We start from the raw sequence: 11,527 nt of genomic DNA, 5'->3' as shown, positions 1-11,527 counted from the left end.
CGAGCACTCGTTGCTCACGCCCCGGACTTTGAGGTGATGCCGCCGTCGACCACGAGCTCGATGCCGGTGACATATTTCGATTCGTCCGAGGCGAGGAACAGCGCGGCATTGGCGACGTCCCAGGCGTCGCCCATGTGGCCCATCGGCACCTGCGCGTCACGGGCGCGCCACATCGCCTCGACGTCACCTTTGGCGTAGCTCTGCGCCAGCCCGGCCGAATGCGCGACCATCGGCGTCTTCATCAGCCCGGGCAGGATCGCATTGACGCGGACATGCCTGGAGGCGAACTCGACCGCGGTCGAGCGCGTCATCTGGTTCATCGCCGCCTTGCTGGCATTGTAGCTGACATAGGAAATGCCGACATGGCGGATCGAGGCGATCGAGGAGATGTTGATGATCGAGCCGCCGCCCTGCTTGATCATGACCGGAATGACGTGCTTCATCGACAGATAGGCGCTCTTGAGGTTGACCGCGAAGACGCGGTCCCATTCCGCTTCCGCAACCTCCACCACGCTGCCGACCTCGGCGATACCGACATTGTTGTCGAGCACGTCGATGCGGCCATAGGCCTTCAGGCAGGCCGCGACCATCGCCTCGACTTCGCTGGCGCGCGAGACATCGGCGGTGAATGCAGCCGCCTTGCCGCCCTCCTCGGTGATGATCTTGACCGTCTCCTCGGCCGCCGCGCCGTTGCGATCGACGCAGAACACGCTGGCGCCCTCGCGCGCAAAGGTGACGGCGGTCGCCTTGCCGTTGCCCCAGCCCGGCCCGATCGAGCCCGCCCCGACCACCATCGCAACCTTGCCCTTGAGCCGATCCATCGGTCTTTCTCCCTTGTTGTTTGTTATGGCTCGCAAACGCTCATCGTGGTGACATTAGCACCGATCGGATGTCCGAAAATCTCCGATAGCGTCTGGCAGCGTCCCGCGTGGCAAAGATGCCATTCGCCCGCCGCGCCGGAATTGCCGAGCACGATCTCCGCCCTCGGCACCGGCGGCGGCGACCATTGCAACCAGCCGCCGATGAGCTTCGCCTCCGGCGGCGGCTCCATGCCGGCGCCACTGCCCTTGATACGCGCTTGTTGCAGCGTCAGCCCGGCCGGCGTGGCCAGCCAGTCTTCCTGCCAGGCGGTCTTCTCGATCGAATGCGTCCAGGCGAGCGTGAAGGCCGCGACCTGCAGCGTCTTCACCACCCCCGCCGAGGTGAGGCAGAGGCTCAAGCCGCCGCCATCGCATTGCGTGGGCGCTGCCGCCATTGCCACAGCGCGACCGCGGCGGCGAGCGTGAAGCCCGCAGTGTCCGAGAACGGAAAATCGCCGAGCAGGCAGAGCGCCGCACCGAATGCAACCGCAATCTCGATCAGGCTCAGCCGCGTGAACAGGAAGCCGATCGCGACGATGCCGAACAGTGCGATCGCCACCAGCGCCTTGAAGGTCGCCAGCGCCACCGCGCCGTAGAAGCCGAGTTGCGCCGCCATCGGATCGCCACCCTGCAACATCAAGGCCGGCGAATAGACGAAGATGAAGGGAATGACGTAGCCGGCAAGCGCGATCCGCATCGCTTCCCAGCCGATCTTGTCCGGATTCTCCTTGGCGATCGGCGCCGCCGCCAGTGCGGCGAGCGCCACCGGCGGCGAGAGGTCGGCCATGATGCCGTAGTAGAACGCGAACATGTGGCTCGCGATCAAGGGCACGCCGAGCTTGGCGAGCGCCGGTGCCGCCAGCGCCGCGGTGATGATGTAGGTCGGGATCGTCGGAATGCCGGTGCCGAGCAGGATCGACAGCAGCATGGTCATGATCAGCGCCAGGAACAGGCTCTTGGCGCCGAGCCCGATGATCCAGCTGCCGAAGATGGTGCCGACGCCGGTCTGCGTCATCATGCCGATGATGGTGCCGACGATGGCGCAGGCCATGCCGACGGTCAGCGCCGATTTGGCGCTGTCGGCGAGCGAGTCACGGCACGCCCTGAGCGTGGCGCGGCCGCCGCGCGTGATCGCCGCGATCACGATCAGCCCGGCGACGACACCGATGACAGGGACGATCTCGAGCCCGTGGCGCGACACCGCGGCGACCACCAGCGCAAGGCCGATCCAGAAGATGTAGCGCACGACGGTGTTGGAGAAGCCGAGCGTGATGCTGGCGCCGAGGATCAGCGCGACCGTCAGCGCCAGCCCCATGCTGCCGGCATAGAGCGGCGTGAAGCCTTCGAACAGCATGTAGACCAGCGCCGCGAGCGGCAACACCAGGTACCAGCGCGCCACCAGCGCCTTCCAGGCGCTCGGGATCTCGGAGCGCTTCATGCCGACGAGACCATGCTTGCCGGCTTCCAGATGCACCATCCAGAACGCCGAGGCGAAGTACAGGATCGCCGGAATCACCGCCGCCTTGACGATCTCCGAATAGGGCACGCCGAGCGTCTCCGCCATGATGAAGGCGACCGCGCCCATCACCGGCGGCATGATCTGGCCGCCCATCGAGGCGGTGGCCTCGACGCCTGCGGCGAACGCGCGGCGATAGCCGAACTTGATCATCAGGGGAATCGTGAACTGGCCGACGGTGACGACATTGGCGACGCCGGAGCCCGAGATCGTGCCCATCATGCCGGAGGCGAACACCGCGACCTTGGCCGGGCCGCCGCGGGTGCGCCCGAACAGGCCGAGCGAGACGTCGGTGAACAGCTGGATCATGCCGGCGCGTTCCAGGAACGAGCCGAACAGGATGAACAGGAAGATGTAGGTCGCCGAGACGTAGATCGGCACGCCGTAGAAGCCTTCGGTGCCGAACGAGAGATGGGTGACGATCTGGTCGAAATCATAGCCGCGATGATTGAACGGCGACGGCAGATACTGGCCGAAGAACCAGTAAAGCAGACAGGCGCCGCACATCAGCGGCAGCGCCGCTCCCATCAGCCGCCGCGTGCCCTCGAAGATCAGGATCGCGAGCAGCGTGCCGACCGCAAGGTCCATGTGGGTCGGATCGCCGTCGCGGGCGATCAGGTCGGCGTAGAAGATCCACTGATAGAGCCCGCAGAGGAAACCGGCCGCGCCGACGATCCAGCTCACCGCGCGGCCGAGATCGGTCTTGGCGGTGAAGTTGCCGATCAGTCCGAAGGTCAACAGGATCAGAAAGCCGACATGGACGCCGCGCACCACCTGGCTCGGCAGATAGTTGAAGGCCGCGACATAGAGCTGGAACACTGCGAAGGCGAGACCGATGGCGTAAGCCAGATGCCCCCAGGCGCCCGGACCAAATCCTTCAGGGAAGCCATGCTCGAAATTGTCGAATTCAACCTTGATGGGCTGCTCGCTCGCAACCTGCTGCTGCATTGAATCAGTCCCCCCGCCGTGCCCGCGAGGTTTATAGCGCCCCGCTGCACGTCATGCGCGGCTCGCCCGGCGCATCCATCGAAAAATCAACATCTTTGGAAAGATGCATGGCCGGGTCCAGCCCGGCCATGGCACGCTCGAAGCAACCGGCCTTACTTGATCAGGCCCTTTTCCTTGTAGAAGCGGATCGCGCCGGGATGCAGCGGCACCGGGCTGCCGGTCGCGGCGGCCTCGAGCTTGATCTCCTTGCCCGCGGCATGGGCATTGGCGAGCTCCGGCAGCGATTCGTAGACCAGCTTGGTCATCTGGTAGGCCAGATCGTCCGACACCGCGCTCGAGGTGACGAGGTAGTTCACGACCGCCGCGGTCGGCACGTCCTTGTCCTGGCCGGTATAGGTGTTGGCCGGGATGATCACCGAGACGAAGGGCGAGCCGATCTTGTCGACGGTCTCCTTCGGCACGGCGACGACGTTGATCTCGCTCGAGGTCGAAAGATCCTTCAGCGAGGCGACGCCGAGGCCGGCGGATTGCAGCGTGGCGTTAAGCTGGCGGTTCTTCATCAGGTCGACCGATTCGGCGAACGGCAGATACTCGACCTTGCCGAGGTCCTTGTAGCTCATGCCGGCGGCTGCGAGGATCGCGCGCGAATTGAGCTCGGTGCCGGATTTCGGCGCACCGACCGACAGGCTCTTGCCCTTGAGATCGGCCAGCGTCTTGATGCCGCTTTCGGCGGTGGCGACGATCTGGATGTAGTTCGGATAGATCGCGCCGATGGTGCGCAGCTTGTCGAGCTTGGTCTTGAAGCCGGCTTCAGTGTCGCCTTCCCAGGCGGCCTTCAGCGAATCGCCGAGCGTGAAGGCGATCTCGCCGCGGCCCTGCTGCAGCAGCACCAGGTTCTCGACCGAAGCCTTGGTCGCCTGCACCTGGGTCTTCACGCCGGTGATCTTTTCGCCGTAAATCTTCCCCATCGCGACGCCGAGCGGATAGTAGACGCCCGAGGTGCCGCCGGTGAGCACGTTAATGAACTGCTCGGCCTGCGCGACCGGCGCCGACAAAACACCGGCTGCCACGATCGCGGCAGCCATCAACCTTGAATTCATGAGCATTATTCTCCCCTAAGCCGGGCCGGAAATTGGCCGGACAGCCCCTGCCGGGTCAACCCATCCAAATGACGCATGCGCGGCCGAAATCCCTGACGGCAGCACCACCTTACCTGCACCGGAGCTCCGCACGTGCGAGCAAGATGCGCAATCTCGCCGCGAGGTATCACTTGCAGCCGTCCGGGACGTCGACCGTCGGGCGCGCGCTCGATGCGTTGACTTCTTCCTCGCCGACATGCGGACGAGCTCGGGCCCCTACCTTGCGATCGATCTCCTGACCGTGCCGGTTACGATGCTGGACGAACGCACGGTCGACGTCTGGGGCACGTTGCGAACGGCGACGACAACGTCACGCATGACGGCATCTGCATCACACAACGGATGATCCGCGATTCGCTTGCGCTGTCCTGCGGAACGTTCGCACGAAGCGATCCGATGTCCGACAATGATGCAAATCCGCGCCCGCATCGACGCGACAACACATTCATTAACACCGTCTCTCGATGGCACACGCGCGCAACGTTTCTGCGCACGTTCAAAGTCGGGCGCGATCGCACTCGTGAACGCCAGATGACGCATTTGTTGCACCCGTCACCGCAGCGATACGCGGCAATTCCAGCATCATTTGATTCGAATTGAATCCTTTAAGGTTAGCGAGCCAATCAATGTATGAACCAGAAATTTCCATGATTGCCGGGGTTCTTAGATGTACGAGTCGAGCCGGGGTAATTACGGATAAGGCGGGGCATGAATCACATCAGCCACATCACACAACCACGAGCCGGATGGTTCGGACATCGCAAGCTGACCCCGCGCGCGTGCATTGCGGACAGCAAAAAACACCTTCGAACCTTCCTTGCAGAGGCGCTGGAAGACCTCGGCTTCATCACCAGCGAATGCGGCCAGGCCCTGGAACTCGACACCGTGCTGGACGCGGAACGGCCCGATCTTCTGGTGCTCGGCGTGTCCGTGGACGGCATCGAAGTCAGTAAAATTCTCGAGACTTTGGTGAGAAAGGACTATCGCGGCAAGGTCCTCGTCATCGGGCAACCGGACTCCATCATCGTCAAGGCGGTCCGCCAGATCGGCGACGAGTACGGCATCGCCATGCTGCCGGCCCTGTCCACGCCGTTCAGCGCTGGAACCCTTCGTGACAGTCTTGCGTCATTGCTTCCGCTCGAACCGGCGCCGAGCCCCGCGGTGGACGTGCCCGAAGCGCTGAAGGCCGGCTGGCTCGAGCTGTGGTATCAGCAGAAGATTCATCTCCGGACGCTGGTTCCAAGCGGAGCCGAGGCACTGATCCGGATGCGCCATCCCGCATGGGGCGTCGTGCCGCCGGCCTACTTCATCCCCGACGAAAGCGATCCGCATTTTCATGCACTGTCCGAGTTCGTGATCGAGCGCGCGATCGAGGACTGGCGCTATCTCATCGAACAGATCGGGCCGATCAATCTCTCGATCAATCTGCCGATCTCGTTTCTCGCGGACGACCATGCGGTGCGCGAGCTCTGCTACCGGATTCCGGACCATGCGGCTTTCGCCGGCCTGCTGATCGAGGTCGACAGCACCGAGGTGATCGACAATCTCGACCTTGCGGTCGAGGTCGCAAGGCGCGTTCGCCTGCACAATATCGGCATCTCGATCGACAATGTCGGCGCCAACTGGCCGTCCTTGCTGGGATTGCCGAACTTTCCGTTCGTCCAGCTCAAGGTCGATCATCAATACGTCACCGGCTGCGCCGATCAGCGCCTGAAGCAGACGGTGTGCCGGCGCATCGTCGAGCTCGCCCACGATGCCGGCGCGCAGGCCGTCGCCCAGGGGGTCGAGACGCGCGCGGATTTTCTCGCCGCGCACGAGATGGATTTCGATCAGGTCCAGGGCTACCTGTTCGGCAAGCCGATGGGCGTCAAGAAGTTCGCCCGTTCTCGCATGCACTTCTCGGAGAAAGAGCCGGCCTCCTGAGGCACCGCCTGCGGTCAGGCCCGAGCTTCGCGATCGATCGCGCGCAGCGCCCCGCCGCGCGCGATCAAACGCATCACGCGATCAGCGCCGCCATCACTGAAACGTCATGTCGAGGCATTTCGAGATATCGGAGCCGAGGCCGGACGAGATGGTGATGCAGCCGCGGACCTTCTGGGTGTTGGTGTCGCTGGCCCAGATCGCATAGCCGCCGGTGCCGAAGAACGAATTGGTGTTCGGCGGCTCGGTCTCGGTGGCGTCGAACGCATAATTGCCGTCGGTGTCGAAGATGCGCGGCTTCTTGGTGCAGCCGCCGTCGGCCTGGACGTTGATGACTTCCTTGTTGTCCCGCGTCAGCGCCAGCGAGACCTGGCAGCGGAAATATTCCGAGGTCTTGGCGTTGAACAGATAGGCGTAGGACTTGCAGGTCGAGGTGTTGAGCTTGCCGGCCGACAGGCCGCGGCTGCAGGAGATCCGCTGGTTGTTGGAGAGCTTGAACTCGTCCGCCCGCGCGACTGACGCCAGCGCCATGAACGACAGAGCGACACCGATACCAATCTTCATGACGTGCTTCATCCTGATCATCCCCAGGTCGTGTTTCCTGCAATCGAAGCGTTTGTAAACGGTAACGCGAAGATAGTCGCCAAGCTTGACTCGGGAAATCACAAAGTCGCTGATGTCAGCGCGCGGTCGCGCCGATTGTCGTATTGACGCGCGAACGCCGTTCGTGATTTGTTCAAGAACGTGGGGACGACGCCGTTTTTCGGCCGGAGGTGGATCATGACGCATTTTTTGACCAAGACCTTTATTGCGACCGCGACCCTTGCTGCGATGACGACATGCGCATTCGCGCAGGAAGCCGCGCCCTGGGAGCTGAAGACCGACATGGGCTACGCCTATGACAAGGACGGCAAGACCTGGGCCTACAAGATGGGGACCAGCAATGCCAACACGCTGCTGAAGGGCGCCAAGAAGGTGCCGAAAGGGACGCTGTTCTTCATCGGCCATAACGGCCAGCTCTACATGCGCTCCGGGCCCTATCTCGAGGGCGACGGCAAGTTCATGTTCGGCTCGAATTAGAGCGTTTCCGAGCGAAGTGGACGCCGGTTCGCGTGAAGAAGACGCGTCGAGCGAAGAGCCCAGGGCTCCGGTTCTGATTCAATCAGAACCGGAATGCCTGACGGTTTTCGCCAAAGTTCAGAACGCGCCGGCCAATTCCCTGGCGCCGGGCTTGTTGCTGTTGACGTCCATGCGCTCGTTGGTGACAGCGAGCAGCCTCGCCACGGTGTTGTGGCGGATCGCGACCGGGTTGCGCTCGTAGCCCGAGCGCTGGAAGAAATTCGCGGTCGGCACCTGCTCGCGCATCGCCTGCGGCATGGTCACCATGTCGAAGCCGGTGCCGTCGCCGGTCAGGTTCATCATCTCGAGCTCGGCCGCGGTGAGCGGCCGGCCGTAGCCCTTGTTGCGGGCGAAGATCACCGAGGTCAGCAGCTTATGGGTCTGCAGCATCGGGCCGATGTCGATGTCGAGCACCATGGCGTGACACGCCCAGCCCTGCGGGGTGTCGGCGAGGCGCTGATGCGCCGACCAGTCGTCGGGCACGGTGCGGGTGAACGCGACCATCTTCTTCAGCACCGCGAGCTTGTGCTCCATGGCCTTGCGCGCCGGCCCCTGCGTCCGCGCAACGCGCTCGGTCAGATCCCGCACGAATTCATGGCCCTGCTCGGCAAGCAGCTCGACGGTGTTGGTGGTGAGCAGCTGATTGTAGCCCATCGCGGTGGAAATGGCGCGCTTGCCGCCATGCTCGATGCCGGCCTGCACGTCGTAATTGCCGGTGCCGCCGGTCTCGAATGAATAGACCCGCACCGCCTGCTCCGGCGTCAGTCCTGCGGCGCGCGCGTAACGCGCATAGGCGCGCTTGAACTCGACCTCGCTCGACGGCCGCTGCGGCGTGAACTGGAATTGCTCGGCCGCCGCCCGGATCAGGTCGGAGACCACCGGTATCGTCTTCGGCGGACGCGGCGGCTTGCCGCCTTCCTCTTCGGGCGCCGGATTGACCGGCCGCTTCGGTCCCTCATAGACCGGCGGCTGTTGCAGCACGTAATCGTCGAGCGTGATCTGCACGCGGTCGCGACGTTTGGCGTTGCGGCCGCGCCGCTTGTCGGCGATCGCGCCCCAATAGGCGCCTGCATCCTGCTCGAAAGCGGTGCGCGCTTCCTCGTATTCCTGCAGCTTGCGGCGATAGTCCATGATCGCCTGCGGCGAGGCCTGCGCCATCGCATTGGCGACGGACGGCGGCAACGCATCGGCCTCGCCGGCCAATACAGACGGCGCGCCGGCGAGCAGCGCGAACGCGACAAATCCAGGACACAGGCGAATCAATTGCGGGCGCATGGCCACGTTGTAGCAAGCACGGCTGCGAAGTCAGCCCGGAATTGTTCGGATCGCAGGCGGCCCGATGCCGCGATCGGCTCCGAAATTTTCGCCACAATGCGGTGATTTCCGGGGAGAGTCGCGGGGACGACAGTCACTTCCAGGCGAACACCGGCTGTTCCAGGTCGGCGACACGGGTGCTGCGCCCGGCCAGCACCTCACGGAACTGATAGATCAGCGCGGCGGTCGGCGCATGAATGTGCTGGCCACCGAGCCGGAAGCGGATCACGCGCCGCGCGCTCTCGGGGATCGTCACGAAGGTGAACGCGTCATCGAGCTCGATCGCATCGAGGCCGATGCGGTGGACGGACGCGACCTCGTCCGGATTCGGCACGAGCGCCGCATGCGCGCCGGCCCAGACCACGACCGGCGTGATCAGATAGCCGGACCGCGTTGGATAATCGTCGAGCAAGCCGAGCACATCGCGCTCGGACAGCTTGAGCCCGAGTTCCTCGTGAAGCTCGCGCAGCGCGGCCTCCGCCTGCGTCTCGCCGGCATCGCAGCGGCCGCCCGGCAGCGCCCATTGCGCGCTGTGGGCGCGCAGTCGTGCGCTGCGTCGGGTCAGCAGGAAGGCGGTGCCATTGCCGTCGTCACCTTCGGTCAGCGCGATCGCGACTGCCGCGCGCTTCAGCGTCGGCGCCGCATCGGCCGCGACCTGACGCGCGAACGCGGCACAGAGCTCTGCGATATTCCGCCGGGTGGCAATCGTCAAATGTGCGGACCATCGAGCTTGACTACAACACAACAGCGTTTGATGAAATGAGCGGAACGGCATGCCTCCCTCGATCAATCACACGATCATTCATTTGCAAGCAACGGACCCCCATCTCATGACGGTCAAGGCCGCGGACAAGCTCAAATCCGACGGCTGGAAGGTCGCCGACACCACAGGTTTCCTGACGCTGATCGGCCCGCTGTGGGAACGGTTGAAGGACGGCGGGCTGGAGCTCGCGCTGATCACCGAGGACAAGCATCACAATCGCCGCGGCCTGGTGCAGGGCGGCGTGATCATGACCTTCGCCGACCGCGCCTGCGGCATGGCGGCGCGCTTCGTCTCGGGCAAACCGACGCTTGCGACGGTGCAGCTCGACACCCATTTCGTCGAGGCCGGCAAGATCGGCGAGATCCTGACGACGCGGCCGCGCGTGGTGCGCTCGACCCGCAGCCTGATCTTCATCACGGCCGAGGTGACGGTCGACAAGCGCTGCATCGCGATGGCCAACGGCGTGTTCAAGATCTTGAAGAACGAGAGTTGACGCCTCATTCCGGGAGGAACGATCGATGCAGTATCGCCAGCTCGGCCGCAGCGGCCTGAAGGTTTCGCCGATCTGCCTCGGCACCATGATGTTCGGCGGACCGACCGATGAAGCGACCTCGTCGCGGATCGTGGCCAAGGCGCGCGAGGCCAGCATCAACTTCATCGACAGCGCCGACGCCTATAATGGCGGCAAGTCCGAGGAGGTCGTCGGCCGGGCGATTGCCAACAGCCGCTCGAACTGGGTGCTCGCGACCAAGCTTGCCAACCCGATCGGCGACGATCCGAACCATGGCGGCCTGTCGCGGCGCTGGGTGTTGCAGGCCGCCGACGATAGCCTGAAGCGGCTCGGCACCGATTACATCGACGTCTATTACCTGCACAAGGAGGACCACGCGACCCCGCTCGACGAGACGGTGCGCGCGATGGGGGACCTGATCCGCGCCGGCAAGGTGCGCTATTTCGGCGTCTCCAACTACCGCGCCTGGCGCGTCGCCGAGATCTGCAACATCTGCGACCGGCTCGGCATCGACCGCCCGGTCGCGAGCCAGCCCTATTACAACGCGATGAACCGGATGCCGGAGGTCGAGCACTTTCCGGCCTGCGCTTATTACGGCCTCGGCATCGTGCCCTACAGCCCGCTGGCGCGCGGCGTCCTGACCGGCAAATACGCGCCCGATGCCGCGCCGCCCGCGGACACCCGTGCGGGGCGCAACGACAAGCGGATGATGCAGACCGAGTGGCGGCCGGAATCCTTGCGGCTTGCGCAGGAGATCAAGCGCCACGCCGAGAGTCGCGGCATCACCGCCGGGCAGTTCGCGGTGTCCTGGGTGCTGAACTCCTCGTTCGTCAGCGCCGTGATCGCCGGCCCGCGTACCGAGGCGCAATGGGACGATTACATCCGCGCGCTCGACTACCGCTTCACCGCCGAGGACGAGGCCCTGATCGACCGCCTCGTGGTGTCGGGCCATCCCTCGACGCCGGGCTTCAACGATCCGGCGTACCCAATCGAAGGACGACGGGCTCGAACCGGATAGCACTGGCGACGGCGACGAAATTAGCTCGCATCGTTTCAGCGGCAGGCTCGCTACACCTCTCCCGCAAGCGGGAGAGGGAGCGCACTTCCGATCCGGCTCTCGGTTTTGCCGAAGTTACGTTTCGTAGCTTCCGAATTGCGCAAGGGACACGTCGGCTGCACGATCGCCACATGACAATGCTGGTGCTGCCATGACGGCAACCAATGTACTGGACTGGACGGTCGCGCTGCTGGTGTGCTGGGCGAGCCTGACCGCAATCCTCGAGCCTCGGCGCGACGTCTCACAATGTGACGGTCCCATCGCAGCAAGCAGCGCGCCGCAAGCTGCCCTGGCGACGCCGACGCGTGCAGAGTTCGAGGAGATGATCCGGGACATGAAACTGCACGACTGAGCCAAGCACGAAAAGCCTTTCGTCTTGA

The 11,527-nt window shown here is 64.2% G+C and carries 12 protein-coding genes; 5 read left to right on the top strand and 7 right to left on the bottom strand.

Annotated elements, in window-relative coordinates:
* Positions 1 to 14 precede the first annotated feature (14 nt).
* The 4 genes from JQ507_03025 to JQ507_03010 all read right to left on the bottom strand — a co-directional run bounded on the left by JQ507_03025 (position 15) and on the right by JQ507_03010 (position 4,424).
* Positions 15 to 821 carry a glucose 1-dehydrogenase gene (locus JQ507_03025; protein ID QRI70527.1) on the bottom strand — a complete coding sequence of 269 codons (807 nt, stop codon included), beginning with the start codon at positions 819 to 821 and terminating at the stop codon, positions 15 to 17.
* Positions 822 to 844: 23 nt separating this feature from the next.
* Positions 845 to 1,255, bottom strand: coding sequence for a DUF1850 domain-containing protein (locus JQ507_03020; GenBank protein ID QRI70526.1), 411 nt, complete (start codon positions 1,253 to 1,255; stop codon positions 845 to 847).
* Positions 1,216 to 3,324, bottom strand: coding sequence for a TRAP transporter permease (locus JQ507_03015; GenBank protein QRI70525.1), 2,109 nt, complete (start codon positions 3,322 to 3,324; stop codon positions 1,216 to 1,218). The genes JQ507_03020 and JQ507_03015 overlap by 40 nt, the downstream gene beginning before the upstream one ends.
* Before the next feature lie 152 nt (positions 3,325 to 3,476).
* Positions 3,477 to 4,424 carry a TAXI family TRAP transporter solute-binding subunit gene (locus tag JQ507_03010; protein ID QRI70524.1) on the bottom strand — a complete coding sequence of 316 codons (948 nt, stop codon included), beginning with the start codon at positions 4,422 to 4,424 and terminating at the stop codon, positions 3,477 to 3,479.
* A gap of 747 nt (positions 4,425 to 5,171) precedes the next feature.
* Between JQ507_03010 and JQ507_03005 the strand changes: the two genes are divergently transcribed.
* Complete coding sequence (locus JQ507_03005) at positions 5,172 to 6,386, top strand: EAL domain-containing response regulator (GenBank protein QRI70523.1); 1,215 nt, start codon at positions 5,172 to 5,174, stop codon at positions 6,384 to 6,386.
* A gap of 93 nt (positions 6,387 to 6,479) precedes the next feature.
* Here JQ507_03005 and JQ507_03000 read toward each other — a convergent pair whose 3' ends face one another.
* Positions 6,480 to 6,968: a hypothetical protein gene (locus tag JQ507_03000; GenBank protein QRI70522.1), complete on the bottom strand. Its 489-nt coding sequence runs from the start codon at positions 6,966 to 6,968 to the stop codon at positions 6,480 to 6,482.
* Positions 6,969 to 7,163: 195 nt separating this feature from the next.
* On the opposite strand from JQ507_03000, the gene JQ507_02995 reads away from it, so the two are divergent.
* On the top strand, positions 7,164 to 7,463 hold the full coding sequence (locus tag JQ507_02995) for a hypothetical protein (GenBank protein QRI70521.1): 300 nt from the start codon (positions 7,164 to 7,166) through the stop codon (positions 7,461 to 7,463).
* Positions 7,464 to 7,580: 117 nt separating this feature from the next.
* Here JQ507_02995 and JQ507_02990 read toward each other — a convergent pair whose 3' ends face one another.
* Positions 7,581 to 8,777, bottom strand: coding sequence for a hypothetical protein (locus tag JQ507_02990; GenBank protein QRI70520.1), 1,197 nt, complete (start codon positions 8,775 to 8,777; stop codon positions 7,581 to 7,583).
* A gap of 133 nt (positions 8,778 to 8,910) precedes the next feature.
* Positions 8,911 to 9,591 (bottom strand): CoA pyrophosphatase, encoded by a 681-nt coding sequence (locus tag JQ507_02985; GenBank protein QRI70519.1) that lies wholly within the window; start codon positions 9,589 to 9,591, stop codon positions 8,911 to 8,913.
* 55 nt (positions 9,592 to 9,646) lie between these two features.
* Here JQ507_02985 and JQ507_02980 point away from each other — a divergent pair, with 55 nt between their 5' ends.
* From JQ507_02980 to JQ507_02970, 3 genes are all read left to right on the top strand, one after another.
* On the top strand, positions 9,647 to 10,072 hold the full coding sequence (locus tag JQ507_02980) for a PaaI family thioesterase (protein ID QRI70518.1): 426 nt from the start codon (positions 9,647 to 9,649) through the stop codon (positions 10,070 to 10,072).
* 25 nt (positions 10,073 to 10,097) lie between these two features.
* Positions 10,098 to 11,108 (top strand): aldo/keto reductase, encoded by a 1,011-nt coding sequence (locus tag JQ507_02975; GenBank protein QRI70517.1) that lies wholly within the window; start codon positions 10,098 to 10,100, stop codon positions 11,106 to 11,108.
* 190 nt (positions 11,109 to 11,298) lie between these two features.
* Positions 11,299 to 11,499 carry a hypothetical protein gene (locus JQ507_02970; GenBank protein ID QRI70516.1) on the top strand — a complete coding sequence of 67 codons (201 nt, stop codon included), beginning with the start codon at positions 11,299 to 11,301 and terminating at the stop codon, positions 11,497 to 11,499.
* The last annotated feature ends 28 nt before the right edge of the window (positions 11,500 to 11,527 follow it).

Source organism: Bradyrhizobium sp. PSBB068 (assembly GCA_016839165.1).
GTDB lineage: Bacteria > Pseudomonadota > Alphaproteobacteria > Rhizobiales > Xanthobacteraceae > Bradyrhizobium.
The sequence above is the reverse complement of the archived record's forward strand: the minus strand, read 5'-3'. Positions and strand labels throughout refer to the sequence as shown.